Source organism: Ensifer sp. ENS06, from assembly GCF_014852205.1.
Lineage (GTDB): Bacteria > Pseudomonadota > Alphaproteobacteria > Rhizobiales > Rhizobiaceae > Ensifer > Ensifer adhaerens.
In genome coordinates this window covers 19,738-46,056 of record NZ_JACVBC010000020.1, presented here as the reverse complement: position 1 = coordinate 46,056, position 26,319 = coordinate 19,738, and the positions used below count along the sequence as shown (strand labels likewise).

The following is a 26,319-nucleotide window of genomic DNA, read 5'->3' as shown; positions in this document are numbered from 1 at the left end:
CAGTCGCTGATTGGCGTTATATTGGTATTATCCAATTGCACGCCATCGCCCGCGCAGCGGGCGTGCGCAATCGCTGAATGACCAGGATGTCATGAACATTGGCTTGCCGGCAGTGATTTCCATGGTTCGGCAAGAGCAAAGCCTGCTTGAACGACCTCGCTGCCGATGGGTAGCCGAAAACCTACTCCGGCGCTCGGGAGTTCGGGGCGGTCGTTGCGCGCCGTGCTGTCGAAGACACCGTAAGGTGAATCGGTGCGCTGGCCCGTTTGGATTGTTCGAAGGGATCTGACCTTTGAACTCACGCAAATCCGAAGAGGACGGTTCCGCACGGTTTTTCAGATTTCGCTCTCGATCCGGCCAGCCGCAAATGCAAAATTGCAACGAGTGATGCAAACCGATTGCGGCCCGGCGCTGCGGCGCCGGGCCGCAATCTTCTCTACTCATCGTCATGCATGTGCATGCGGATGCTGCCGTTCGTCCCAGACGGCCCAGATCGCGAGCGCGGTCACCAACACCCCAAGGACGACATGCGTCCACATGGGGTTGGAACTGGTCGAGAAACCGAGCAGCCAGGGTGAAGCGATCAGCCAGAGCCCGACGATGAGGCTTGCCCATTCTTCCCATTCCGCAAACATGGCAAGCGTCGCGATAGCCAGAACGCCGAGCACGACGCCGGCGCCCCAAGCGTTCCAGGCCGGAACGCTTTCGACAACGAAACCCATGATCCAGGGGGAGACGAACAGGCAGACGGCAAGAACCAGATTGACCCAGTCCTGTGCTTTCTTTCCTTCCATCAGTGCCATGACAACCTCCACGAATGAAGCTTGGCCAAAGCGTACGATCGCGTGCGGTCGCACGCTCTGAAAACATAATAAATTCAACCGGAACCGCTTTCAAATCTTTTTCGCGTGAGCACGCGGTGGTCGCATGCGCGAAATCAGGCGGCGAACCGACGATCCGCCGCTCTGAATGGGTGTCGAGGGCGCAGCTTTGCGCCGATTCGCGTGCGTCTAGTAACCGCGCGCAGCACCCGCGCCGATGCGGCTGTCGACTGCGCCATTGTAGCGGGCGCCGCCGCCGGCCTCGATGTCCGAAAGGCTCTCGCCGCCGACGAGGATGCCGGTCGCCTGTCCCCAGATCGTCCAGCTTTCATCGATCTGGACATTGTGGCCCATGGCCGACAGCAGCTTGCGGGTATCTGGCGAGAGCGCATAGGGCTCCATGAACACCTTGTCCGGCAGCCACTGGTGATGGACGCGCGGCGCGTCGACCGCTTCCTGGATGTTCATGCCGTGGTCGATAACGTTGAGTATCGCTTCGAGCGTGATGGTGATGATGCGTGCACCGCCGGGGCTGCCGATCACCATGAAGGGCTTGCCGTCCTTGGAGATGATCGTCGGGCTCATCGATGACAGCGGCGTCTTTCCGGGCGCGATCGCATTGGCCTCGCCCTGCACCAGACCGTAGAGATTGGGCACGCCTGGCTTGGCGGTGAAATCATCCATCTCGTTGTTGAGCAGGATGCCGGTTCCGGGCGCCACGACGCCGGCGCCGAAGGAGCCGTTCAGCGTATAGGTGACGGCAACCGCATTGCCCTCGTCGTCGATGATCGAATAGTGCGTCGTCTCCTTGCTTTCGCCGAAACCCTTGGGGATCAGCGTGGCGGAAACGCCGGCGCGGAACGGATCGATCTTGTCGCGGATGTCCTTGGCATAGGCCTTGTCGGTAAGCTTGGCGACGGGGTTCTCGACGAAATCAGGATCGCCGAGCGACGTGTTGCGGTCGACATAGGCGTGGCGCATGGCCTCGATCATGACATGCACGGTGTCGGCGGCGCCATAGCCCATGTAGGAAATGGGGTAGCCTTCGAGAACGTTGAGGATTTCGCAGATGATCACGCCACCGGAGGATGGCGGCGGCGAGGAGACGATGTCATAGCCGCGGTAGTTGCACTTGACCGGCTCCAGTTCGCGCACGGCGTAGCGCTCGAAATCTGCCTTGGCGAGCACGCCGCCTTTCTCCGCGCTCGCCTTGACAATCTGGTCGGCGATCGCGCCCTTGTAGAAGGCGTCGGTGCCCTTCTCGGCGATGCTCGAAAGCGATGCGGCAAGATCGGCCTGGATCAGCTTCTCGCCAGCGACGAACGGCTTGCCGTCCTTCAGGAAGATCGCGGCTGCGGCCGGGTCCTTGGCGAGCCTGTCCGTCTCGCCCTCGAAGGAATCGATATCGCCCTGCTCCAGCACGAAGCCGTCTTTGGCAAGCGCGATCGCCGGAGCGATCAATTCGGCAAGCGGCTTGGTGCCATAGCGGCTGCGCGCCATTTCGAAGCCCATGACCGGGCCGGGAACGCCGACGGCGAGATAGCCCTCGGTACTCAGGCCGTCGACGACATTGCCCTTGGCGTCGAGATACATGGTCTTGGTCGCAGCTTGAGGCGCCCGCTCGCGGAAATCGAGGAACGTCGTCTTGCCGTCCTTGAAGCGGATGGTCATGAAACCGCCGCCGCCGATATTGCCGGCGGTCGGATAGGTGACGGCAAGCGCATAACCGACGGCAACGGCTGCATCCACGGCATTGCCACCGCTTTTCAGCACGGCAACACCGATATCGGATGCCAGGTGTTGGGCCGTGACCACCATGCCGTGCTCCGCCTTCACGGGCTCGGGTGAAGCCGCCTGTACCGCCCAGGGCGTCAGGCTCGATGCAAAGAGCAACGTAATCGACAGGGTCTTCAAGCGGAAACTCGGCATGCGTCTCTCCCTCGCAGGCTCGCGGCGCATTGCCAGATTTCACTGACCGTGGTCTCGCCGCGTCGAGCGCGGTGGCAACGATCGTTCGGTAGGGGCAAGCACCTGATATGGACGGCTATGAAGTGCGGGAAGTATAGTCACGCTCAATCGGCGATGGCAAATCACGCCTGACGTTCGAAGACACCCCTATGCCTGACCGGCGACCGCGTCGGGTCCCCCAGTCGACAGGAAAGCCGTGCCGCTCAGGCGGCATCGGCAAGGATCAGATCGGCACCTTTCTCCGCAACCATCATCGTCGGCGCGTTGATGTTGCCCGCGGTGATGTTGGGGAAGATCGAGGCGTCGACGACGCGAAGACCGGGCACACCGTGAACCTTCAGGCGGCTGTCGACCACCGAACTCTCCTGGTCCGGCCCCATCGCGCAGGTGCCGCAAAGATGATAGATCGAGCCGGAGTTTTCGCGGAAATAGTCCATCAGCGCTTCGTCGCTTTCCACGCGCGGCGCCGGCGAAATCTCTTCCGCCGTCAACGATGAGAGTGCCGAGGCCGACGCGATCCGGCGGACAAGCCGGCTTCCCTGCAGCACTTCGTCGATGTCGCGATCGGTCGTCAGGTAGTTCGGCCGGATCAGCGGTTTCACCGAGGGGTCGCCGGACGCAATCGAGATGCTGCCGCGGCTCGTCGGCCGGCAGGAATTGAAGCAGATCAGGTAGCCGGGATAGGGCTCCGGCTTCAGCCCGGCCTTCGGATCCGTCGGGATGCGGTAGGAGAGCGGGTTGAAATAGAGCTGGATGTTCGGCCGGTCTTCGTCGGGCCGGCCGCGGAAGAAACCGCCCGCCTGGTTGACGCTCATCGAGAACGGTCCTTTGCCGGTCAAGAGATACTGCAGACCGAGACGCATCTGGCCGAACAGACTGCCGAACTCGTCGTTGAGCGTGGGGATCGTCGCGCGATAATAGAAGCTGGCGCAGAGATGATCCTGCAGGTTCAGGCCGACGGACGGCAGATGCCGGCGCGCTTCGACCCCGAGCGACGACAGCGCCTTGCCGTCGCCAATGCCCGAGACCTGCAGCAGCTGCGGGCTACCGACCGCACCGGCGGCCAGGATGACCTCGCGCCCCGCCGTGAAGCGGCGCCGCGTCCCATTCTGGATGACATCGACACCGGTCACGCGTCCGTCTTCGCCGAAGACCAGCTTTTCTGCCTGCGCGTAGCGTTCGATCGTGAGATTGGGACGCTTGAGGGCGGGCCTCAGATACTCCGCGCTCGAATGCGAGCGGCGGCCGTTGTTGGTGTTGACGTCGTAGACGCCGGCGCCCTCGATCGAGGCGCCGTTGAAATCCTCGTTCAGCGGCAGCTGCAACGATCCGCAGCTTTCGAGGAAAGCGTCGGTGATCGGGTGCGTCATGCCGCGCATCGGGGTGATGTGGATCGGGCCTTCGCCGCCGTGCCATTCGGACGATCCGCGCGCATGGGTTTCGAGCCGGCGGAAATAGGGCAGGACATCGTCATAGCCCCAGCCCGTATTGCCGGCGTTTTTCCAGTCGTCGAAGTCGTCGCGCGCGCCGCGCACATAGATCATCGCATTGATCGAGCCGGATCCGCCCTGGACCTTGCCACGCGGCACGTAAATGCTGCGATCCTGAAGCTCGGCCTCCGGCTCGCTCGAATACATCCAGTTGACCTGGGGGTTGTAGTAGCTGCGGGCGTAGCCGACCGGGATCTTGAACCAGAAGGAATTGTCGTTGCCGCCGGCCTCGATCAAAAGCACCCTGTGGCGACCATTTTCGCTGAGCCGGCTCGCAAGAATGCAGCCGGCCGACCCGGCGCCGACGATGATATAGTCGTAGATCATCTGCATGTCCTATCGTCGCTGTTATCCGCGTGCCGGCGCGAAGGCCTTCACGTCCGCCGGCCGGCTGTCCATCTGCAGGTGCAGGCGCTCGCCGGTGTACGGCGTGTGCTTTTCGACGACGTCCATGTTGAGCTCGATGCCAAGGCCAGGCTCGCGCGACGGGATGATGTAGCCATCCTCGACGGCGAGCTTGGTCTTCAGCACATCCGCATGAAATCCGCTGAAATCGAGGATCGCCTCATGGATGAGGAAGTTCGGCGACGCAGCTGACAGCTGGATACTGGCCGCAGCCCCGACCGGGCCGTTATAGAGATGCGGGGCGATCTGGGCGTAATAGGCTTCTGCCATGCCGGCGATCTTCTTCGCCTCGAGAAGCCCGCCGACGCGTGCGACGTTCATCTGCAGGATCGAGGCAGCCTTCAGTTCGAGGACGCGCTGGAACTCGTACTTGGTCGTCAGGCGCTCGCCGGTCGAAATCGGGATCGAGGTCGCGCGCGCCACCTCTGCCATCGCCGCTTCCTGTCCGGGAGGAACCGGTTCTTCGAACCAGAGCGGGTCGTATTTTTCGAGACGCCGCGCCAGCCGGATCGCCGAGGACGGCACCATCTGGCCGTGCGTGCCGAAGAGCAGATCGGCGCTGCTTCCAACGGCGTCACGGATCTTGCGGCAGAATTCCTCCGAGCGGTCCATCACGCCGAGCGAAAGCTGGTGGCCGGAATAGTTGGTGTAGGGACCGGCCGGGTCGAACTTGACGGCGGTGAAGCCCATCTCGACCATTTCGACGGCGCATCCGGCGGCGAGATCCGGATCGTTGAAGTCGAACTCTCCAGCCGCGTTCTTCGGGTAGAGATAGGTGTAGGCGCGGAGCTTCTCGTGCACGGTGCCGCCGAGCAGGTCCGCGACGGGCCGGCCGGCGGCCTTGCCGATGATATCCCAGCAGGCGATTTCGAGACCCGAGACGATGCCCATCATCGTCGGGTCGGGGCGCTGGGTGAAGCCGCTCGAATAGGCCGAGCGCCAGAAGCGCTCGATCTGGTGCGGATCATGGCCGAGCAGATGCCGCTCGAAGACGTCTTCGATCAGCGGCGTCAGCGCCTTTGGATGGAACGAGGTCGCGTAGATCTCGCCGATGCCCTCGATGCCGCAGGCGGTCGTGAGGCGCACGAAGATCCAGTACATTCCGCCCACATGCGGCGGCGGGACGGCGACGGCATAGGTCTTGAGAGACGCGATCTTCATTTGTGTCATCCCCTTTTCTTGAGGCGGGCCATCAGCACCAGGGTGGCGATGGCGCCGAGGACGCAGATGGCGGCGATGTAGCCGAAATAGAACTGGTAGCCGGCGATGCCCGGATAACGGTCTGAGAGGTATCCGTTGACGAGCGGCAGGTAGGTGTCGGGCGCGTAGCCGACGAGCGAGATGATGCCGATCGCAAGGCCGGTGATGTTGGCCGGCACGTGGCAATCGTCGAGGATCGCCCAGTAGAGGCCACGGATCGTATAGGTGATGAGGCCGACGAGCAGCACCAGCCCGACGAAGAGGACCGTCGAGCCGATGCCCGGCAGGGCGATCATCGCCACAAGGCTGGCGGCTGCGACGAGGAAGCTCAGGAGCAGGATGCCCGTCTTGCCGTAGCGGTCACCGAGCAGGCCGCCGCCGATGCCCCCGACCGGGCGCAGCCAGAGCTTGATCGTGACGATCAGGCCGGCCATCGCGGCGGAAATGCCGAAGCCGCCTTCCTGCAGATAGGCCGAGAAGCTGTAGGTCGCGAGGAACACGTGATAGCCGCAGAAGATGATGGCGGCGACGAGCCAGACCTCGGGGATACGGAGCAGCGTCTTGATGTCGGCAAGCAGGTTGCCTTCGCGCTTGCGCGCGCCTTTCTCGACAGCGACGGGCTGCGACACGGCGAAATAGGCGATGCCGACGACGATGCAGAAAACGGCATAGAGCAGCACGACATCACGGAAACCCATGGCAAGCCCGGCACCGCGCGTTTCCGTCGTGAAGACGAAGAGCGCGATGGCGACGCTGGCAAGCAGCGCCTCGACCAGGCCACGGCCGCCGTCGAGAATGCCGAAGAAGCGTCCCTGCTCATTGGCGCCGGCGATCAGGTTCACCTGCTTCAGCGTGGCGGCCCAGAACGTCAGGCCCGTCGTGACGCCGAAGCCGCAATAGATGACGAGAAGCGATGAGTAGCCGGGCAGCGTCGCGTACCAGAGGCCGAGCAGTCCCGTGCCGACCATGGAAACGAGGATCAGGATGCGCGGCTGGACGCGGTCGGCGAGCCAGCCGCTCGGCAGGTAGCCGACCAGGAAGCTGGTGCCGAGAATGGAATAGAGAACGCCAAGCTCGGTGTTGGTGAGCTTAAGCACCTCCAGCATCGTCGTCTGGTAGGACTGGCGCAGGTAGAGGATCGGATAGATCGCGCCGGCGGCGATCACGATCAGCGCCAGTTGCAGGTAACGGCTGCGGGCCGACACGGACGGCGCAGCGATTTCTGTTTCGGAAATTGAGCTCAAGGGTAGTCTCCTCCCCGACCGATGGCGGGAGCATGCCATCGGCCCGGTCTTGATGTTGATGTCCGAACAATTCCGGTTCCCGTCCGGAATTGCGTCATTTCAAATGATCAGTGTTTCAGGACGACGAGGCGCGTCTGGGTGAATTCCAGCATGCCGTGCTTGCCGTCGTCGCCGCCGAGGCCCGAGCGTTTCCAACCGGCGTGGAAGCCCTGATAGGGGTCCGCCGGGAAACGGTTGACGTAGAGTTCGCCGGCCTCGATGGCGTCGCTGGTGCGCATTACGGTGCGATAGTTCTCGGTGAAGAGTACCGAGCTCAGGCCGAACTGATGGTCGCTCGCCAGCGCCAGCGCTTCCTCGAAGGTCGAGTAGCGGATCACCGCGAGAACAGGCCCGAAGACCTCCTCGCGCACGATCTCCATCTCCTGGCGGCAGCCGGAAATCAGCGTCGGCGGATAGAAGTAGCCCGGTCCTTCCGGCAGGTAACCGCCGGTCTCGACCGTTCCGCCTTCCGCCCGCGCCTGCTCGACCATTTCATGCACGCGTTTCTGCGCGGCGGCGTTGGCGAGCGGGCCCATGCGGGTCGCATCCTCGGCGCGGTCGCCGAAGGCGCGGGCAGCGAAACCTTCGCGCAGCTTGGCGAGCAGCGTGTCATGCACGCTTTCGTGTACATAGAGCCGCTCGGCACTGGTGCAGACCTGGCCGCAATGGGCCGTCTTGGCGGCGACGATCGCCTGTGCCACAGCATCGAGATCCGCATCCGGCTCGACGATGACGGGGGTCTTGCCGCCGAGTTCGAGAGAGGGCTTGGCGATGTTTTCCTTGCAGTAGTCGAGCACGATGCGGCCGGCCGAAACGCTGCCGGTCAGCGTGATCATGCCGACGCCGGGATGGGTGCAGAGCGTTTTCGCGACGTCATGCGACATCGTGAGGATGTTGACGAGACCTTCCGGCAGGCCGGCCTCGACGATCGCTTCGGCAAAAACGAAGGCGGATGTCGGCGTATTGTTGCTCGGCCGTACGACAACGGCGTTTCCTGCAATCAGCGCCGGGGCGATTTTGCGCACCAGTGTGTAGATCGGATAGTTGAACGGGATCAGCCCGGCAACGACGCCGATCGGAACACGCTTCAAGAGCAGGGTTTCACCGGGATTGTCGCTCTCGATCACTTCGCCCTCGATGCGGCGCGCCCATTCGGCGTGGTAGCGCATCAGTTCGGCGCCGTAGATGACTTCCGCGGTCGCGTCGGCGAGGCTCTTGCCCGACTCTTTCGCCAGGGCAGCGCCGATGGTCTCAGCCCGGCTTTCCAGCACGGTCGCCAGTCGACGCAGCGCATCGCCACGCTGGATGGCCGGCAGTGCCGCCCAGGCGCGCTGCGCCTTCATGGCTGCCTCGACCGCTGCTGTTGCCTCCTCATCCGTTGCTGCCGGCACCGATGTGAAGACCTGGCCTGTCGCCGGATTACGGACGTCGATCGTCACCGCAGACGTGCTTTCGATGAAACGACCGCCGGAAAAATTGCGATAGGGGCTCATGGCATCTCGGATGTGTTGGCCGCAGCTCCCGGCGCCAAAGGCGCGCAGGACAAGCGGACTGCGCGGGAGAGAGCACAACGAGCGACGGCCCGTCTCTCTCCCCGACCGAGACCGTCACGAAACTGTTGCGACGATAGGGCCGGAGGCACAAGCGAGTAATTTTCAGCGAGAGCATTCCAAAATGGAATGCTTGGCTCAGGCAGCCCGGTCGACCGAAACTTCCGTAAGCAGCCAGGCACGAAACGCGTCGACCTTGCGGTCGTTTCCGGCCTGGGGCCGCGTGACGAACCAGTAGGATTCATGCCCTTCGACTTCGACGTCGAAAAGCTGCACGAGCTGGCCAGTTTCCAACTGACCGCGCACCATCGAACGGTCGGCGACCGTGACGCCGAGGCCCGCACAGGCCGCTTCGATCGCCAGATCGAGCAGGTCGAACTCTAGCCCGCCGCGGGTATCGACATCCTGGAACCCCGCTGCGTCGAGCCAATGCCGCCAGGTCAGATAGCGCCGGTCGGGCGAGGCAAGCACGTGCAGGAAGGTAAAGCGCTGAAGATCCGTCGGGCCCTCGACTTTCACCCCTTCGAGCAGTGATGGCGCACAGACGACGACATGCCGCTCCGTCATCAGGATGCTGGCATCCAGCATCGGCCACTCGCCATCGCCGAAGCGGATGGCGCAGTCGAGAAGACCGCGCTCGGCAAGCGTGTCCGTGGCTTCGGTGCTGAGGCTGATATCGACGTCGGGCAGGGCCTCGCGCAGCCGCGGCAGACGCGGCAGCAGCCAGCGCTTGGCAAAGGTCGGCGGAACGTTGATCCGCAAGCGGTTCTGGTTGCTCTTCTCGGTGATGCTGCGCAGCGAAACCTCGATGCTATGGAACGCTTCCTGGATCGTCGCCAGCAGTTCGGCACCGGCCGGCGTCAGCTCGAGATGGTGGTGGCGACGGATGAGCAGGTCTTCGCCAAGCTCATCCTCGAGGTTGCGAACCTGGCGGCTGACCGCACTTTGCGTGAGGTTGAGCCGCTCGGCCGCCCGCGTGAAGCTGCGGGTCTGCCCGACCACTTCGAAGACCTTCATCGCCGACAATCCAGGAAGTCTTCGCATCGATAACTTGGCCTCAGGAAACGCTGCATCCCGCGGGTCGTCGCGGGATCGATGCGCACCTTTGCGTGTCACGCTCCGGCGCACAAGCACGAAAATCCAAATCGTGTCCAGCAAAGCGGAAGCGCACGCCTGGCTAGCTCCGAACGACGAACGGCGGCTCTCGCCGCCGTTTGCCTATCCAATCCATCGCCTGGCCAAGCCCAGACGAAAACTGGAAACTTAACCGCGCCTACTCCGCAGCATAAAAGCCGTAGAGCACGGGCATCAGCCCGACCAGCGCCTCGAAGCGCTTGAAGGACTTACGTTCGGGTCGCGTCCATCCGGTTTCGGCGAGCGCCGAAAGCCGCGGGAAGACGAGCCGGTCGAAGACGGCGCGGTCGGTCATCGGTTCGGACCAGATGCAGCATTGCACGCCGAGCAGGTGCTTTTTCTGTGCGTCGGTCCAGCCTTCGACCGGGTCAAAGGTGTAGAGCTTTTCCGGGTCTGACCAGCCGGCCCAGCTGCCGCCGGGCTCCGACCAGGCAGGGCTGTTGGCCATGTCGAGATAGTAGACTTGGCCCGGGCAGACGACGATGTCGTAACCTTCCTCGGCAAGCGCGGCCGACGCCTCGACCGTGCGCCAACCGAAGAGCAACGCCTTCGCCTTGTCGATGACGTTGCCGTGGGCTGCCTCCTGCCAGCCGCCGGTAACGCAGTTTCGGCTCGCCAGGAACGCCTGGACGCGCGCCAGGAACTCGCCCTGCAGCACCGCCGCACCCGAACCGTCGATCTCGTCGGCGCCATGGGTGTTGGTGACGACGTTCAGGCGCTTGGCGTGGGTTTCAGCGACCTCATCGCCGGCAAGTGCACGAAGCCGCGTGAGCGCTTCCGGCGAGCCGGACCAGGCACCAAGCGGCACCTCGTCGGCGCCGACATGAATCGCCCGCATCGGGAAGAGTTCGATCAACTCGTCGAAGATGACTTCCAGCACGCGATAGGTCTCCTCGCGCACCGGGTTGAGGCAGTTGTCCGGGAAGCCCTGGACCGAATGATAGCTTCCCTTTTCCTCGGGATCGCGCAGTTCCGGGATTGCCTGCAGCATCGCATAGGAATGGCCGGGGATGTCGATTTCCGGCATCACCTCGATGCCGAGGCTGGCGGCAAGCGCTACGATCTGACGAACCGCCGCCTTGGTGTAGTAGCCGCCGGTCGGTTCAGGACCGGAGCCGAGCAGCGGCGGGATCTTGCGGCCATGGCCGCGCCAGGCGCCGATTTCGGTGAGCGCCGGATAGGCGTCAATCTCCACGCGCCAGGCCTCGTCGTCGGTCAGGTGCCAGTGAAAGCGATTGAGTTTGTTCCAGGCCATCAACTGCAGGAAGCGCTCGACCTCCGCGGTGCTATAAAACTGCCGGGCGACGTCGAGATGGGTGCCGCGCCAGGCGAGCGCCGGCTCGTCCTTGATCTCCCCGCCCGTCGGAAACACGAAGGTGCCCGGATGCGACCGCGCCCCGCGCAGGACCTGGCCGAGCGTGATCAGGCCGTAGAGAATACCCGTCTGGCTACCGCCCGAAATGGCGACGCCGGCGGGCGAGAAACGGATCGTGTAGGCCTCCGGACCAAGGTGCGACGCCTTTGACAATTCGACCGGGAAACCGCCCTCCGCCGCCGGCCGGACAATGCCCTCGACCGGAAACAGGCTGGCCGTGAGATCGGCAAACGCCTTCGCCGCGGCGGACACTTCACTGCCTTCGGCCTTCAGATCGAGGCCCGGAGGCGCCAATAGCTGACCGGAGACCGCAACCGCTTGCGGCCACGGCACGATCGAGACTGGCACCGGGGCCACCTTCGGCACCGGATAGACGGCGGCGCCACGCTTCAGCTCGGCGTTGTCACCGTGCGCCCGCGAGGCAAGCACGGCAACCGGCGCATTCGTGCCATCGGACAGGACGAGGAAGGCGGCGTTGGCGCCATCGGTCCAGTGGCGCGGCTCGAAGCTCATGCCGTGAGCCTTGAGCGTCCAGGTCGCGCCGGGCTTCAGCTCAAAACCTTCCGGCGGCGCGAATTCCGCATAGTTGGAGAGCCGGACCAGAAGCTGCCCGCCCTCGACCTCAGCGGCAGGATCGATGCGCGCCGGGCCCGAGACGCCGAGGCGAAAGCCCTTGATCGGCCGGTCCGAATTGTTGGTGAGCGTCAGCGCATAGACCGACCTGTCGGCGGTGCCGACGGGCACCCAGAGCGTTTCCAGAAGATAGTCAGATTTGGCGGCAAACGTCATCAAATGGCTCCATGAGTGATTGGTCTCTACGGCCGCCCGGGCGGCCAGCGCGTTTCTTGGGGAATGCAGGTCCTCGGTTCACATAGCTCACGCCGGCGTTTGGCCAAGGGCACGGACGAAGTGATTGACGGTAACTTCTTCCACGTTGTCGGAGGCCGGACGGCTCTTTCGCCGCACGTCGTCGGCATGGGCAAGGAAGCGGGCGCTTTGCCCTGGCACAAAGGGGCGATCGGGGTCGGGGACCGCGGAAAGAAGCAGTTGCGTATAGGGATGGCGGGGATTGCAGATGACGGCGCTGGTCTCGCCCCACTCGACCATCTGCCCGGCAAACATCACCACGACCTCCTCGGCGATGTGGGCGGCCGTGGCTATATCGTGGGTGATGTAGAGCATGGCGAGGTTCCGCTCGCGCTTGATGCGCGCGAGCAGTTCCAGGATGTCGAGGCGGATCGACACGTCGAGCATCGATGTCGGCTCGTCGGCAACGAGCACATCCGGCCCGACGGCAAGCGCCCGAGCAATGTTGACGCGCTGGCGTTGGCCACCGGACAGTTCGTGCGGAAACTTTCGTGCCGTCACATCGGCGTCCAGACCGACATCGGCGAGCAGACGCGCGACGGCAGCTTTCGCCTCGCCCCCGTTCTTGGCGTGACCATGCAAAAGCAGTGGCCGCGCGAGGTGATGGTAGACGGAGAACACCGGGTTGAGTGAGGCGAAGGGATCCTGAAACACCATCTGGATCGCCCGCCGACGCGTCTTTTCGTCGGCCCTTCCTCCGGCCTGGGTAACGTCGGCGCCGCGAAACGCCATCGTCCCCGATGTCGGCGCATCGAGCCGCGCGACGATGCGGGCGCAGGTGGTCTTGCCGCAACCGGATTCGCCGACGAGCGCCAGCGCCCGGCCGGGCTTCAAGGCGAGCGAAATGCCGCGCAAAGCCTCGACGGTACCGAAGCTGCGCCTGATGTCCTTGAGGCGCACGATCGCGTCGTCTTCATCAGCCATGGTCGTCGTTAGCGGCATCACGTTCATTCGACGACCCCCAGGCTGCGGACGGATGAGGGCAGTTGCGGGATCGCGCCCCAGAGTTTCCGCGTGTAGTCGTGTTCCGGCGCACGGCTGATCTGCTGCGTGTCGCCGACCTCAACCAGTTGCCCTTTGAGCATAACACCGATGCGATGGCAGAGCTGCGCCATCAGGTGCAGGTCGTGGGTGATGAACAGCACCGAAAAACCGAGGTTGCGCTGCAGGTCGACGAGTTGCTCCAGGATTTCCCGCTGCACGACGACGTCGAGCGCCGTCGTCGGCTCGTCCATGATGATCAGTTCCGGCTTCAGCGCCAGGCAGATTGCGATAACGATGCGCTGGCGCATGCCGCCGCTGAACTGGTGCGGATAGTCGTCGAGGCGGTTGATCGGGATTCCAACGAGCCGGAACATTTCTTCGGCCCGTGCACGGGCCTGCGGCCTGGTCGCGCCGGTGTGCTTGCGCAAGACGTCGAAAAACTGCGCCTCGACCCGCATCAGCGGGTTGAGCGAGTTCATTGCGCTCTGGAACACCATGCCGATCCGCCGCCAGCGCACGTTTTGAAGCGACGCTTCCGGCATCTTCAGGAGGTTTTGACCATCGAGCAGGATCTCGCCGCCGGCGACCCAGGCCGGCGGTTTTGACAGCCGCGTGATCGCATAGGCGGTCGTGCTCTTGCCGCAGCCGGATTCGCCGGCAAGGCCGAAGAGTTCGCCGCGGCGCACCTCGAAGGAGACATCGTTAACCGCGCGGAAAGCGCCGTCGTCAAGCAGGTAATCGACGTTCAGGTTGCGGATTTCCAGGAGTGCATCGCTCATCGGGCCGCCTCCAGTTCGCGACGGCGCAGCCGCGTGAGACGCAGCCAGCGGCTGAGCGCCGGACCGGAGCGAAGCTGCGGATTGGCGATCTCGTCGAAGGTGAAGTTGATGAGCGCGAGACCAAGACCGACGAGCGCGATGCCCGCGGCCGGAACGGCGATGTCCCACCAGGCGCCGACGATGATCGCCGAGGAGTTTTGCGCATTGTAGAGCATGGTGCCCCAGGTCACCCGGAGCGGATCGCCGAAGCCGAGATATTCGAGCGTCGTCTGCGCGACGATCGCATAGATGATGCTGCCGACCACGTTGATGCCGATCAGCGGCACCAGATTGGGCAGGATCTCGACGAAGATGACCCGCCAATGCGGCTCGCCGACCATGCGCGCCGCCACCACGAATTCACGCTGCCGGAGCGCCATGGTCTGCGACCGCGTCATGCGCGCGCCCCAGGGCCAGGAGGTGAGCGCGATGATCGCCATGATCGCCATCGGCCCGACCGTGCCGGCAAAAGACGCAAGCAGGATCAGCAGCGGAATATTCGGTATGACAAGGACGGCATTGGTGGCGAGATCAAGCGTCGCATCCGTGCGGCCGCCGAAGTAACCGGCGACGAGGCCGACGATGGTGCCGAGCGCGGTAATCGCAAGGCCGGTGGCAAAGCCGACGGCAAGCGACGGCCTGGCACCCCAGACGAATTGCGAGAAGACGTCGCGGCCCATCTTCGTGGTGCCGAAGACATGCTCGACGGTTGGTGGCTGATGCGAACGACCGACGCGCTCGCTCGGATCACCCGGTGCGAGAACCGGCGCGAGCAGCGCCATCAGGCAGAGCGTGAGAATGATGACAAGGCCGGCGACGGCTTTTTTCTGCCGCCAGAACAAGGAGACGCCCGCATTCATGCCCTGCCCTCCCTTATGCGCGGATCGACCACGCCATAGATGATGTCGACCAGAAGATTGGCGCCGAGCGTGGCGATCGTCATCAGCAGCAGTTGCCCCTGGATCACGGGATAGTCGCGGGCAACGCTTGCCGTATAGAGCGTCAGTCCGAGACCCGGATAGTTGAAGACGATCTCGGTCACGATCGAGCCGCCAAAGACCGCCCCCAGCATCAGCGCCAGGTTGGTGAGCACCGGCAGCATGGCGTTGCGCGCCGCGTAGCCGAACATGACGGCTGCTTCCGAGAGGCCCTTGGCTCGCCCCATGGTGACGTAGTCCTCACCGAGCACCGAGATCATGCTGGAGCGCATCGTCGTCTGAAACTCGCCAATCAGATAGGGCGAGAGCGTCAGCACCGGCATGATCGCATGCAGGAAGACGCTGCCGAAGAAGGTGAAGTTCAGCCCCGGGTCGAGGCTCGGATCATAGGCGTAGCCGACCGGCAGCAGCCGGAGCGTCACGCCGAAAGTGAAAAGCGTCGCAAGCGCGATGATGACGGGCGGAACGGCAATCAGCACCACCGAGAACGGCGAGACGAAACTGTCGAAACGCCCGCCACGGCGCCAGGCGGCGACGGCGCCGAGCAGCACACCGATGCAAAGAGAGAAGGTTATGGCGGTGACCACGAGAAACGCCGTCCACCCGGCCGAGCGGCCGAGAACTTCAAGCACCGTCTGCGGATAATACTTGACCGAGACGCCGAGATCGAAATGGGCGAGCCCGACGACATAGTCGACGAACTGCTGCCAGATCGGTTGCTCGATCGCACCGAAACGCGCCTTGATCGCCTCGATGCCCGCGGGCGTTGCCCGCGGTCCGAGTTGGGCGATCATGCTGTCGACGGGGGACCCCGGCATCAGCCGGGGAACCGCGAAGTTCATGACGATCGCGAAGAGGAACGCCACGCAGTAGACGGTAAGCCGTCGACGGGAAAGTCGCATCGCTGGAACCCGCTGCCGCTTATTGTACGGGCTTCAGGCGGAGCAGATGCACCAGCCGCATCCGGTTGTTGTCGTGATCCTCGGGGTTCATGACAGGCTCGTCCTTCGTCACCCAGCCGGTAAAGCGCTTGGTCGAGAACTGATACCAGGTCGGACCGTTGAAGACGGGAACGACGGGCAGGTTGTCGGCGACGATCACTTGCACCTGATCGAACAGCTTCTTGCGGTCGTCGTCCGTCGCCGCCCGGCGGTAATTATCGAAGACCTTGTCGAGTTCGGGGTTGGAATAGCGTGACGGCGCGCTGGTGATACGCCCACCGAAGCCGGTCGACAGCGACTGGAAGTAGCCGCGGAAAGGCGTCGGGCCGTCGGCACGCGAATTCATCACCGCCTCGAAGCTGCCGTCGAGGATCTGTTTCTGCCACTGCTCGTATTCGGGCGTTGCGACAGAGGCGTTGATGCCAATCTTGCGCAAGCCTTCGGCCGCGATCTGCACCGCGTCGATCCAGTCGGTCCAGCCGTTCGGCACGATGATCGGAAAGGCGATCGGTTTGCCGCTCGGCGTGGTGCGGAAGCCCTCGCCGTCCTTCTTGTAGCCGGCATCGTCAAGCAGCTTGTTGGCCTTGTCGATGTCATAGGCGAGCCACTCGTCCTGAGCACCCTCGGCGGCCTTGTTGCGCCAGCTGTCGAAGCGCGGCGGCAGACCGCTCGCATGGGTGTTGACGACGGGATAGCCGAAACCGGCGATATCGACCATCGCGGTGCGATCCATGGAAAGGCTGAAAGCGCGCCGGAACGTCATATCGTTGAAGGCCTCGGCGTTGCCCGGATTCGACGACTTGAAGTTCATCTGGAACGAAACGGTTTCGGCCGGAGGCTGCCAGTAGCCATTATGGTCAGGGTCGAGGCCGACATAGGTCTTGTCGATCTGCGGCAGGAACGAGCCGAACCAGTCGATCGAGCCCTCCGGCAGGAGCGCCAGCATCTGGTCGTTGCCGGAAATCTGCGGCAGCTTCAGGCAATCGACCTTCAGCGTCGCCGCGTCCCAATAGTTGGGGTTGCGGCACTGCTCGTAGACCTGGGGCGTGAAGCGGCGGATTTCGGTCATCGGACCGGAGCCGACGGGCGTCTCGTTCTTGAAGGCCAGCGGATCCTTCACGTCCTTCCAGATGTGCTCGGGCACCACCGGGAAATCGGCAAGCGACTCCGGAAAATGCGTGTCGACATCCTTGAGGTTGATCTTCACCTCGGCCGGCGACGGCGCCTCCACCGAAGCGACGGTTTCGCCAACGCCGACGGTATCGACCGCCGGGTTCTTCAGCATCAGCTCGAGCGTGAATTTCATATCTGCCGAGGTCAGCGGCTTGCCGTCCGACCATTTCACGCCGTCGCGCAATGTATAGGTGATCGACTTCAGGTCGTCGGCAAATTTGTAGGCAGTCGCAAGCCGAAAGACCGGCTTGCCGCCGTCGTAATCATTGAAGATCACCAGCGGCTCGTAGACGAAATCCATGGTGCTCTGCCGCCGACCGCCGAGGTCGAACGGGTTGAAATTCTGCACCCAGCTCGTCTGCTCCTCGATGTGCATGGTGAGCACGGATTCAGCGCGGGCCTCAGCGGCGCCGATCATCATCAGCACGGTCGCGACGCCAACAAAACGCCGTGTCGTTCCGCTCCTTCCGACCCCCGGCGCGTTGCGCAAAGGCCGCATTTCCTCGACTGCCGTCATGACGAATTCCCCCTCAGGTTTCGTTGATCGAACTATTAAGTCAAGTAATTTGACTTAACGATAAGTCCGTCAAAGTCGCGCTGTCAATCGGGGTATTTTCGCCGAGACTAAAGTTATGGTCCGAACCGCCAAGTGGTATTTCGAACGAGAATACCACTTCCGAAATCTCGCGATTTGGCGGCTCTTTCAGGCGGCGAAATTTGGTCGGAAAACGACTTGGCCAAGCATCGCGAGCAGAATCACTGCGCAGCCCAGGATCTGGGAAAGGCTCAAGGGTGACCCCAGAAACGCCAGCGCGAAGACGAGAACCCATACCGGTTCGCAGCACATGATTGCCGATGCCCGCGCCGCAGAGATCATCTGCTGGCCGCGAAACTGCAGGACGAAGCGCAGGCAGGTCGAGATCAGGATGCTTGCCAGAAACCAGCCCCAGATCGCGATCGAAGGGACTGCCGCAGGCATCTGTTCGACAGGCAGCGAGACCGCGAGGATGACCACTCCTGCGACCACCAGCTGGATCGCGGCTGTGGCCACCGCGCCTACTTCGGTGGAATTGCGTTTGACCAACGCAATGCTCGCCGCCCAAAGCAGGGCCGAGACCACAAAATAGAGGTGAGCCACCTCGACCCGAGCGCCGGGGCCAAGAAACAGCAAGCCCATCCCGGCAAGCGCGACGGCGATCGAGATCCAGAGCGCTCGCCCGACCGGCCAGCCGAAGAACAGCAGGCCGAAAACCGGCACCAGCAGGATGCCGGTCGAGGTGATGAAGGCCGCAACGCCCGGGTTCGTCGTCTGTTTCAGGCCGAAAATCCAGGCCATCATGGCGACCGCAAGGGCGAGCGCGGCGGGAAGCAGCAGGCGCACCGCCCTGCCGAGTTCGGCAAAGGATGCGAACCTCGCCAAGAGACCGATCAGCAGACCGACGATGACAAAACGGCTGCCGAGGAAGAGCAGCGGCGGAAACTCGGCAAGAGCGTGGATCGAAAACAGCCATCCGGCGCCCGCCACAAAGGCCGCGATCGCGATCTGCAGATCGGCAATCGGCTGGGAAGGGGGCTGGGCGGAACGATCAGGGGTCATCTGTTGGATACCAGAGAAGCCGAAAGGCCGTAGCGAGCGGCCTGCCGGCTTCTCTGTCGGTTAAAACCGAGATCTACCAGTGATTGTTCGGATTGTGACAAGAACGGCCGTCTACTGGTTCGCCTTGGCGTAGTCCTTCATGTTCTCAGGTGTCACCAGTTCGAACGGAACCCAGATCTGCCGTTCGGTCTTTTCCTCCCGCGCCAGGGCGATGGCGGCATCCATCGCGGTCGCGCCCTGCGCGATTGCGTTCTGGAAGACGGTAACGTCGAGATCGCCTGCGGCCATGGCGGCAAGCCCGTCCGGCGTCGCGTCGATGCCACCGACCACCACCTTCGACATGTCGGTGCCCGCCGCTTTCATCGCCTGGATCGCGCCGATCGCCATCTCATCATTGTTGGCGATGACGGCATCGAATTCCCGTCCTGTCGAGAGCCAGTTGGTCATGATGTTGCTCGCCTCGAGGCGATCCCAGTTGGCGCTCTGTTCCTCGATCACGCTCATGCCCTTGCAGTCATCGGTAGCGATGACGTCGTGAACATCCTTCGTCCGGGTCAGCGACGAATGATTGTTGAGCGGCCCCATCAGCACATAAACGGAACCCTTGCCGCCAAGCAGCCGGCACACTTCCTTCGTTTCCAGCGTGCCGGAATCGATCTCGTTCGAACCGACGAAGGCGGCAGTCGCCGGGAGCGCATCTGCATCGGCCGGCGGGTGGTTGGCGTAGACGATCGGAATACCGGCGGCACTCGCCATTTTCGTGAGCGCCGGCGTGCCGTCGCCATCGACGGCAACCACGACGATCGCGTCGACGCCGGAGGATATGAAGTTCTGTACCTGGTCCAGCTGCTTGCTCGGATCGTTCTGGGCGTCCTCGACCTGAACCGAAACGCCATCGAGCTTGGCGGCGCGGTCTTCCATGCCCTGACGCAGGATCGTCAGGAACGCGCTATCGGAACGGGCAATGGTGATGCCGATGTTTTCGGCGTGAGCGGTACCAGCCAGCAGAACCGACATGGCGGCAAACAGCAACTTCCTCATTCGAAACCTCCCAAAGGAACAGATGACCTGTGAGTCATAAACGGAATACATGGTCCATTGAAAGTCAATAATGAAACATGCGTTTCATTATTGACTTTCAATGGAATGATCGAAACCCCGCGAAACTCGGGATTTTCGGCATGCAAAATCCTGATAAGATCTACCTATGAGTGCATCATCTTGATACGAGCGCCGCGTTTCCCGGGGAGATTTCGACTGCGCCTTCGGGAAACGAGGGAGCCGCTTTCGGCTGTGTCTCACCGGAAACGCCGGCGGCGCGCGACGCCTGTGACATCACGCCTTTAACCCACGCAACCCTCGCTGTCGGCAGGAGATCCCGATGACCGTACAGGAAGCAATCCTCAACTTCGGCTATGATCCCACGATCAAGGAAGATGGCCCGACGCTCCGGCCGCCGATACCCGCATCACTGCCGAGCGCGGCAACCGTGAACGCGCTCTACCTGCCGCCGCCCAAGGCGCAGGGCACACCGAGCCATGTCGGCAGCCCCGGCAGTTGCGCCGCCTGGGCCACGACCTACGGGCTTGCCACCTATTGGGCGGCCGTTTCGACCGGCGAAGCGCCGTTGCAGCCCCTGCGGCAGGCAAGTCCGGCCCATATCTACATCGAAGTGATGAAGAGCTACGGGAAGACGGGCTGCGCGGGATCACAACTGGCCTCCTATCTCAACCTGCTCAAGCAGCGCGGCACCCCGAACTGGAAGACGGCTCCCTATTTTCCGAATTGTCCCGAGCTGTGGTCGCGCTACGATCCCGGCGCCCTTCCCGACGACAGCTTCCAGATACCCGGCTGGGCGACGGTCGAGACCAGCGATCTCGACGCGATCAAGGCCGTCATCGTCGCGGGCGGAGCGCTCTGCTACGGCACGTCACTGAACAAGGGCTTCATGCAATATGAAGGGCCGGGCCCATTGAGAAGGCCTCTGGAAAAGTTGCCGAACACCGGCCATTGCATGTTGATCATCGGCTATGACGACGAGCAGCAGGCCATTCTCATCCAGAACAGCTTCGGTGAGAATTGGGGCTGCGAATGGAACGGGCGTCGCGGCTACATCTGGATGGGTTACGAGCTGTTCCAATGCCTCGCCCAGGGCCAGGCGATGTACATCACCGGCTGACGTCGGGCGGCTTGCCCGCCGCCCGATCTACCATCCCTGAACGGAGCCGTGGCCCTACTCCGCCGCCACGGCTGCGGGATAGGCTACGGTCTTCGTGTCCTCGGCCTCGAGGCTTTCCGGCGTCTCAGGCTCGACGGAGCTCTTCTTCGGTTCGCGACCGAAGAAGAGCGCATAGCCCGCCGGCAGAACCAGGATGGTCAGCACGGTCGCGACCAGAATGCCGCCCATCATGGCGTAGGCGAGCGGCCCCCAGAAGACACCGCGCGAGATCGGGATCAGCGCCAGCACGGCCGTCAAGGCGGTAAGCGTGATCGGCCGGAAACGCCTGACGGCGGAGCCGATGATCGCCTCGGCGCGGTCCATGCCCGCGGCGATATCCTGGTCGATCTGGTCGACGAGGATGATCGAGTTGCGCATGATGATGCCGAGCAGCGCAATGACGCCCAGGATCGCAACGAAGCCGAAAGGCGCACCGCTGATCAAAAGGGCAGCAGCCGCACCGATGATGCCGAGCGGACCGGTCGCGAGAACCAGCATCGCCTTGCCGAAATGCTGCAGCTGGATCATCAGCAGGATAACGATGACGCCGAGCATGATCGGCGCCTTGGCGGCGATCGAGGCCTGGCTTTCGGCAGAGTCCTCCGCGCCCCCCTGGATGGCGATCGAGTAGCCGGCGGGCAGGCTGTCGCGCAGCGGCTGCATTTCGCCAAACATCTTCATCGCCACGTCGTTCGGCTGCACACCATCCGGCAGGGTGCCGCGCACGGTGATTGTCGGCAGGCGGTCGCGGCGCCATTCGATGCCCTGCTCGAGCACCGGCACGACCTTGGCGACCTGCGAAAGCGGTACGAAGCCACCGAAGTCGGTCGGGATGTATATGGAGTCGACCGAGCTCAACAGCTTGCGGCTTTCCGCGGGCTCGCGGGCAACGATCGCCACCGTCTCCTCGCCATCGCGGAAATTGTCGAGCGGCGCACCCGTGACGCTTGCCTGCAGTATCTGGCGAATGCGCTGCGAGGTGACCCCGAGCGCGCGGGCGCGGTCCTGGTCGATCACCAGCTTCATGCCCGGCACCGGCTCCAGCCAGTCGTCGTGCACGGCGCCGAGCAGCGGGTTCTCGTGGAACTTCGCCTTGACGCGATCGGCAATACGCCTGACTTCGTCGCGATCCGGCCCCATGATGCGCATCTGCACCGGCCAGCCGGTTGGCGGGCCCAGGAACAGGCGATCGACCTTGGCGCGGATCGAGGGGAAGTCGGCAGCTAGAATTCCGCGCATCTTGGCGATCAACCGTTCGCGCGCCGGCTCGTCCTTGGCCATCACGAGAAGCTGGGCAAAGTTCGGATTGCGAAGCTGCTGGTCGAGCGGCAGGAAGAAGCGCGGCGCGCCCTCGCCGATATAGGTGGCGATGAAGCGCTTGTCCTCGTCGTCCATCATGCGGGCTTCGAGTGCCTTGGCCTGCTTCTCGACTTCCTTGATGCTGGTGCCCTCGGGCAGCCAGAGATCGACGAGGATCTCCGGCCGCGACGACTGCGGGAAGAAGTTCTTCGGAATGAACTGGAAGGCCCAGAGGCTGACGAAGAAGAGGGCGAGCGTCGTCGACAGCACGATGATGCGGTGGCGCACGGCCCAGGTGACCGTCGTGCGCAGGCGACGGTAGAAGCGCGTGTCGAAGACGTCGTGATGATTGCCGGCGTGGCTGCGCTGCTTCAGGAGCATGTTGCCGAGCCAGGGGGTGAAATAGACGGCAACGAACCACGAGACGACGAGCGCGATGCCGACCACGTAGAATAGCGAGCGCACATACTCCCCGGCGGTCGAAGCGGCAAAACCAACGGGAATGAAGCCGGCCGTGGTGATCAGCGTTCCGGTCAGCATCGGGAAGGCAGTGGAGGTATAGGCGAAGCTCGCAGCCTCGACCTTCACCAAGCCCTCTTCCAGCTTTCGTTCCATCATCTCGACCACGATCATGGCGTCGTCGACCAGAAGGCCGAGCGCAATGATCAGTGCACCGAGCGAGATGCGCTGCAGGTCGATGCCGAGCTCGTACATGATGGCGAAGGTTGCAGCCAGCACCAGCGGAATGGTGATCGCGATCACCAGGCCCGAGCGCCAGCCGATCGACAGGAACGACACGACGAGCACGATCGCCAGCGCCTCGCCGAGCGCCTTCATGAATTCGCCGACGGCTTCCTTGACCACTTCAGGCTGGTTGGAGACCTGGTCGACCTTGACGCCATAGGGCAGCGACGCCTCGAAGTGCTGATAGGTCGCCTCCACCGCGTTGCCGACATCGGTCACCTTGAAGCCCTTGGCCATGACGACGCCGATCTGGACGCTGTCTTCACCGTTGAAACGGAATTTGCGCGAATAGGGATCTTCGAGACCGGAGCTGACCGTGGCGATATCGCCAAGTCGGGTGATCTGGCCGCCGGCGCGAAGCCTCAGGTTCTTCAGGTCCTCCACCTTGTCAAGGCTGCCTTCGACCGAGATGCGCACCGAGCGCGTGCCGGTATCGACCGCGCCGGCCGGGTCGATGTTGTTCTGGCCGGCAATCGTGCTGCGCAGGTCGTTGAGCGTCAGCCCGCGCTCGGCCAGCGCATTGGATGAGACGTCGATATAGATCTTCTCCGGCTGGTCGCCGATGATGACGGCCTTCTCGACGCCGGGCGTCGTCAAAAGCATGTCACGCGCCTGGATCGCGAACTTCTTCAGCTCCGGATAGCTGTAGCCTTCGCCGCTCAGCGAATGCAGCGTGATGAAGGTGTCGCCGAACTCGTCGTTGAAATAGGGACCGAGCAAACCTTCGGGCAGTTCGTTGGAGATGTCACCGACCTTCTTGCGGACCTGGTAGAAGGCATCCGCCACCTGTTCGGCATTGGTGTCGCCTTCGACCTGCAACGTGATGATCGCGCTGCCGGCACGCGTATAGGAGCGCACGAAATCGAGATGCGGCGTTTCCTGCAGCTTGCGTTCGATCTTGTTGACGACCTGGTCCTGCATCTCCTCGATCGAGGCCCCCGGCCAGAAGGCCTGCACGACCATCACGCGGAAGGTGAAGTCCGGGTCTTCCTTCTGCCCCATGCGCATCAGGCCGAAGACGCCGGCAAGGATGATGAGGCCGAACAGGAAGCGCGCCATGCTCGGGTGCGCGATCGCCCAGCGCGAAAGGTTGAAGGGCCGCTTTTCGTCGGAAGAGGAGGTGGTCATCGGCTCGGTTCCGCGGTTTTCGAGTGTCAGCGCAGGAGCGGGACTTCGGCCTGGGCCGAAGCGGAGTGCTGCGTCGTCGCGTTCGAGATCGTCACCTTGAGATCGTCGGCCATGAACTGCGTCCCGGCAGCAACGACAAGGTCGCCGACCTCAAGCCCATCGGTGACGCGCGCGCCGTCAGCGGTGAAGTCGGAAAGCGTGACGGGACGGCTGCTGACGGTTTCGGTGCCGCGATCGACAACCCAGACGATAGTGTAGCCGTCCTTCTGTGCAAGCGCGCTCAAAGGGACCGAGACGTAAGGCTTGCCGTTGCCGGCCGACGCCTCGACGGTCGCGGTCATGCCGAGCAGAACCCGCGGATCGTTCGGCAGGCTTACCCGCACGGAAAAGGTCCGCGACTGCGGGTCGGCGCTGCCCGCCACCTCGCGTACCGTGCCGTCAAGCGACAACCCGGTGTCGGACCAGAGCCCGACCTTGACCGGCAGGCCGGTCTTGAAATTGGCGATCTCCGTCTCGGGCACGGCGACCTGCACTTCCTTTTCGCCTTCGACGGCGACAGTCGCGACAGGCGTGCCCGAACCGACGACCTGGCCGACATCGGCATTGATCGTGGTGACGATGCCCGGCCGGTCGGAGACGAGGTTCGTATAGGTCACCTGGTTCTCCACCTGCGACAGCGCCGACTTCGCAGCGTCGCGCGTCGCCACGGCCTGATTGTAGCTCAGCACCGACTGATCGAATTGGGCCTGCGAGGCAAATTTTCGGGCGAGCAGTTGTTCGGCGCGATCGCGCACCAGCTTGACTGTCTCGACCTGACGCTCGGCCGCTTCCAGATTGGCCGAAGCGCTGCGCACGGCGAGCTCATAATCGGTGGCGTCGACGCGGGCGAGCAGATCGCCGACCTTTACGCGGTCGCCGACATTGACGACCCGCTCGACGATCTTGCCGCTGACGCGGAAGCCGAGGTTCATTTCGGTCCGTGCCCGCACGGAGCCGGAATAGCTGAGCTGGCGGGCCGTGTCGGCCTCAGCAATCTCGACGACCTTGACCGGGCGCACCACCGCAGTGGCTTCGGTCTTTTCCTGCGAGCAGCCGGCCAGTGTCGCCGCGAGCATCGAGAGGAGTGCAGCAGTGGCAAAAAATGAAGTACGGCGGCGAAATTCTATGAGCTTAAACATGTTCGCACTCCCAAAACAGGCTGGCGCAGGCCGAAGCCGCGCCGGAAATATTTCTGCTAAATTTTCAATGCGTTGATCGCGAACTCGACCAGCTCTTCCGGGCTTGCGCGGTTCGTCTTGCTCAGACACTGGGCGACCATTTGCGGGTGGCAAAGCGTGACGGTCGCCGCCCCAAAGCAACGGGACGCGGCATCGGCGTCCTGGTCGCGAAACTCGCCCGCGGCAATCCCCTCGCGGATGACGTCGGCGAGGAGCGCGTCGATCCTGTCGATGTGCTTGTCGATGACGTGCCACTCGCGTTCGATGGCAACGATCACCATCTCGTGCACCTTCGTGTCGTCGAGCATCAGTTCGACCGTCATTTTGTGCTGTGCGTGGACGTAGCGGTGCAGGCGCTCGCTCGCGCTCAGCGGCAACTGGCAGATCTCCTGCGCCATCTGGTAGCTGGCCGCGAGCATGCGCGCGCAAAGCGCCTGGTGGATCTCGGTCTTCGAGGCAAAGAAACGGTAGATGTTTGCCGGCGACATGCCGAGCTCGCGGGCGATGTCGGCAACATTGGTCTTGCTGTAGCCGAAGTGCCGGAACAGCCCCTCCGCTGCATCGAGGATGCGCGTGATGTTGTCCTGCCGTGTCTGGTCGACGACGATATCGTTGCTCACCGGCATCGCTGGCCTTTCGATTTACGACTGACGAATTTCGTATTTCGTCAGTCGTAAATCGAAACGAGGTGTGCGTCAATGGCACAGTCGGGCGTGGTTGATCACGTTTGTTGGAAGCAAGGAGGTTTGGCTCTTGGCAGCGAAAATGGACTTGGCAGCAAGCCAAAACGGCTCCCGCCGATTTTTCGGGAACCTTCAAAGAGTTAGCCGTTGCCTCGCTTCTGGCAGCGCCCCAAGCTTCGCCACTGCCGAAACCCGCACTCACGGCTGCGGCGGCCATGGGACCAACTCCAGGAATCGTCACCAGTCGCCCCGCGTGCTCGTCCTCTTTCATGCGAGCGTGAATAGCGCGATCAAGCCTTTCGGCACGCTCCGAGAGACGTTCAACCTGCTGCACGATTTCCTCAAGAGCAGCCCGAGCAGCATCCGGCAGGTGTGCGCCCTCCAAGTCCCGGACAGCAGCGGCGAGGATTTCAAAGCTCGCATGCCCGGGTTCCGCGATGTCCCAAGTGCCGCCAGATGGGCCCGAAGCGCCTTCGTGGCCTGCGC

Annotated in this window: 19 protein-coding genes; 1 reads left to right on the top strand and 18 read right to left on the bottom strand. The window is 63.2% G+C overall.

Annotated features, from left to right (window positions below; genetic code table 11):
* Positions 1-446: 446 nt before the first annotated feature.
* From IB279_RS34475 to IB279_RS34405, 15 genes are all read right to left on the bottom strand, one after another.
* Entirely contained in the window at positions 447-803 is a 357-nt protein-coding gene (locus IB279_RS34475; protein ID WP_060606044.1) for an SPW repeat protein, read from the bottom strand.
* A gap of 207 nt (positions 804-1,010) precedes the next feature.
* Positions 1,011-2,750 carry a gamma-glutamyltransferase gene (gene ggt, locus IB279_RS34470; RefSeq protein ID WP_034789631.1) on the bottom strand — a complete coding sequence of 580 codons (1,740 nt, stop codon included), beginning with the start codon at positions 2,748-2,750 and terminating at the stop codon, positions 1,011-1,013.
* A gap of 242 nt (positions 2,751-2,992) precedes the next feature.
* The gene (locus IB279_RS34465) at positions 2,993-4,606 is read right to left on the bottom strand and encodes a GMC family oxidoreductase (RefSeq protein WP_089043049.1); all 1,614 of its coding nucleotides are present in this window, start codon (positions 4,604-4,606) and stop codon (positions 2,993-2,995) included.
* Positions 4,607-4,627: 21 nt separating this feature from the next.
* A complete protein-coding gene (locus IB279_RS34460; protein ID WP_034789633.1) occupies positions 4,628-5,845 on the bottom strand; it encodes a mandelate racemase/muconate lactonizing enzyme family protein in 1,218 nt (405 codons plus the stop codon).
* Positions 5,846-5,850: 5 nt separating this feature from the next.
* Positions 5,851-7,128, bottom strand: a complete 1,278-nt coding sequence (locus IB279_RS34455) for a nitrate/nitrite transporter (protein ID WP_206615367.1) — start codon at positions 7,126-7,128, stop codon at positions 5,851-5,853.
* A gap of 107 nt (positions 7,129-7,235) precedes the next feature.
* Positions 7,236-8,660 carry an aldehyde dehydrogenase gene (gene aldA / locus IB279_RS34450; RefSeq protein ID WP_060606052.1) on the bottom strand — a complete coding sequence of 475 codons (1,425 nt, stop codon included), beginning with the start codon at positions 8,658-8,660 and terminating at the stop codon, positions 7,236-7,238.
* Positions 8,661-8,855: 195 nt separating this feature from the next.
* The gene (locus IB279_RS34445) at positions 8,856-9,734 is read right to left on the bottom strand and encodes a LysR substrate-binding domain-containing protein (RefSeq protein ID WP_089043002.1); all 879 of its coding nucleotides are present in this window, start codon (positions 9,732-9,734) and stop codon (positions 8,856-8,858) included.
* A gap of 256 nt (positions 9,735-9,990) precedes the next feature.
* Positions 9,991-12,015: a beta-N-acetylhexosaminidase gene (locus IB279_RS34440; protein WP_060606057.1), complete on the bottom strand. Its 2,025-nt coding sequence runs from the start codon at positions 12,013-12,015 to the stop codon at positions 9,991-9,993.
* Positions 12,016-12,102: 87 nt separating this feature from the next.
* The gene (locus IB279_RS34435; protein WP_060606060.1) at positions 12,103-13,044 is read right to left on the bottom strand and encodes an ABC transporter ATP-binding protein; all 942 of its coding nucleotides are present in this window, start codon (positions 13,042-13,044) and stop codon (positions 12,103-12,105) included.
* Entirely contained in the window at positions 13,041-13,856 is an 816-nt protein-coding gene (locus IB279_RS34430; RefSeq protein ID WP_192340844.1) for an ABC transporter ATP-binding protein, read from the bottom strand. Before IB279_RS34430 ends, IB279_RS34435 begins: the two co-directional genes overlap by 4 nt.
* On the bottom strand, positions 13,853-14,755 hold the full coding sequence (locus IB279_RS34425) for an ABC transporter permease (protein ID WP_060606064.1): 903 nt from the start codon (positions 14,753-14,755) through the stop codon (positions 13,853-13,855). The genes IB279_RS34430 and IB279_RS34425 overlap by 4 nt, the downstream gene beginning before the upstream one ends.
* Entirely contained in the window at positions 14,752-15,735 is a 984-nt protein-coding gene (locus IB279_RS34420; RefSeq protein WP_192340842.1) for an ABC transporter permease, read from the bottom strand. Before IB279_RS34420 ends, IB279_RS34425 begins: the two co-directional genes overlap by 4 nt.
* 19 nt (positions 15,736-15,754) lie before the next feature.
* On the bottom strand, positions 15,755-17,368 hold the full coding sequence (locus IB279_RS34415; RefSeq protein WP_246802242.1) for an ABC transporter substrate-binding protein: 1,614 nt from the start codon (positions 17,366-17,368) through the stop codon (positions 15,755-15,757).
* Positions 17,369-17,650: 282 nt separating this feature from the next.
* Complete coding sequence (locus IB279_RS34410) at positions 17,651-18,544, bottom strand: DMT family transporter (RefSeq protein ID WP_060606065.1); 894 nt, start codon at positions 18,542-18,544, stop codon at positions 17,651-17,653.
* 111 nt (positions 18,545-18,655) lie between these two features.
* Positions 18,656-19,585: a sugar ABC transporter substrate-binding protein gene (locus IB279_RS34405; protein ID WP_060606068.1), complete on the bottom strand. Its 930-nt coding sequence runs from the start codon at positions 19,583-19,585 to the stop codon at positions 18,656-18,658.
* A gap of 340 nt (positions 19,586-19,925) precedes the next feature.
* Here IB279_RS34405 and IB279_RS34400 point away from each other — a divergent pair, with 340 nt between their 5' ends.
* Positions 19,926-20,723 (top strand): C1 family peptidase, encoded by a 798-nt coding sequence (locus IB279_RS34400; RefSeq protein WP_192340840.1) that lies wholly within the window; start codon positions 19,926-19,928, stop codon positions 20,721-20,723.
* Between the two features lie 54 nt (positions 20,724-20,777).
* On the opposite strand, the gene IB279_RS34395 is transcribed toward IB279_RS34400, so the two are convergent.
* From IB279_RS34395 to IB279_RS34385, 3 genes are read right to left on the bottom strand one after another with little or no spacing between them, the layout of a single operon-like run.
* Positions 20,778-23,933, bottom strand: a complete 3,156-nt coding sequence (locus tag IB279_RS34395; RefSeq protein WP_060606074.1) for an efflux RND transporter permease subunit — start codon at positions 23,931-23,933, stop codon at positions 20,778-20,780.
* Positions 23,934-23,959: 26 nt separating this feature from the next.
* Positions 23,960-25,111: an efflux RND transporter periplasmic adaptor subunit gene (locus IB279_RS34390; protein WP_192340838.1), complete on the bottom strand. Its 1,152-nt coding sequence runs from the start codon at positions 25,109-25,111 to the stop codon at positions 23,960-23,962.
* A 56-nt stretch (positions 25,112-25,167) separates the two neighbouring features.
* On the bottom strand, positions 25,168-25,776 hold the full coding sequence (locus IB279_RS34385; RefSeq protein ID WP_034789660.1) for a TetR family transcriptional regulator: 609 nt from the start codon (positions 25,774-25,776) through the stop codon (positions 25,168-25,170).
* Between the last annotated feature and the right edge of the window lie 543 nt (positions 25,777-26,319).

What these genes read in the sequence shown, in the direction of transcription:
- IB279_RS34475 (WP_060606044.1), bottom strand. Translation starts at nt 803, where the DNA reads ATGGCACTGATGGAAGGAAAGAAAGCACAGGACTGGGTCAATCTGGTT.
- ggt (WP_034789631.1), bottom strand. Translation starts at nt 2,750, where the DNA reads ATGCCGAGTTTCCGCTTGAAGACCCTGTCGATTACGTTGCTCTTTGCA.
- IB279_RS34465 (WP_089043049.1), bottom strand. Translation starts at nt 4,606, where the DNA reads ATGATCTACGACTATATCATCGTCGGCGCCGGGTCGGCCGGCTGCATT.
- IB279_RS34460 (WP_034789633.1), bottom strand. Translation starts at nt 5,845, where the DNA reads ATGAAGATCGCGTCTCTCAAGACCTATGCCGTCGCCGTCCCGCCGCCG.
- aldA (WP_060606052.1), bottom strand. Translation starts at nt 8,660, where the DNA reads ATGAGCCCCTATCGCAATTTTTCCGGCGGTCGTTTCATCGAAAGCACG.
- IB279_RS34445 (WP_089043002.1), bottom strand. Translation starts at nt 9,734, where the DNA reads ATGAAGGTCTTCGAAGTGGTCGGGCAGACCCGCAGCTTCACGCGGGCG.
- IB279_RS34440 (WP_060606057.1), bottom strand. Translation starts at nt 12,015, where the DNA reads ATGACGTTTGCCGCCAAATCTGACTATCTTCTGGAAACGCTCTGGGTG.
- IB279_RS34435 (WP_060606060.1), bottom strand. Translation starts at nt 13,044, where the DNA reads ATGAACGTGATGCCGCTAACGACGACCATGGCTGATGAAGACGACGCG.
- IB279_RS34430 (WP_192340844.1), bottom strand. Translation starts at nt 13,856, where the DNA reads ATGAGCGATGCACTCCTGGAAATCCGCAACCTGAACGTCGATTACCTG.
- IB279_RS34425 (WP_060606064.1), bottom strand. Translation starts at nt 14,755, where the DNA reads ATGAATGCGGGCGTCTCCTTGTTCTGGCGGCAGAAAAAAGCCGTCGCC.
- IB279_RS34420 (WP_192340842.1), bottom strand. Translation starts at nt 15,735, where the DNA reads ATGCGACTTTCCCGTCGACGGCTTACCGTCTACTGCGTGGCGTTCCTC.
- IB279_RS34415 (WP_246802242.1), bottom strand. Translation starts at nt 17,368, where the DNA reads ATGATGATCGGCGCCGCTGAGGCCCGCGCTGAATCCGTGCTCACCATG.
- IB279_RS34410 (WP_060606065.1), bottom strand. Translation starts at nt 18,544, where the DNA reads ATGACCCCTGATCGTTCCGCCCAGCCCCCTTCCCAGCCGATTGCCGAT.
- IB279_RS34405 (WP_060606068.1), bottom strand. Translation starts at nt 19,585, where the DNA reads ATGAGGAAGTTGCTGTTTGCCGCCATGTCGGTTCTGCTGGCTGGTACC.
- IB279_RS34400 (WP_192340840.1), top strand. Translation starts at nt 19,926, where the DNA reads ATGACCGTACAGGAAGCAATCCTCAACTTCGGCTATGATCCCACGATC.
- IB279_RS34395 (WP_060606074.1), bottom strand. Translation starts at nt 23,933, where the DNA reads ATGACCACCTCCTCTTCCGACGAAAAGCGGCCCTTCAACCTTTCGCGC.
- IB279_RS34390 (WP_192340838.1), bottom strand. Translation starts at nt 25,111, where the DNA reads ATGTTTAAGCTCATAGAATTTCGCCGCCGTACTTCATTTTTTGCCACT.
- IB279_RS34385 (WP_034789660.1), bottom strand. Translation starts at nt 25,776, where the DNA reads ATGCCGGTGAGCAACGATATCGTCGTCGACCAGACACGGCAGGACAAC.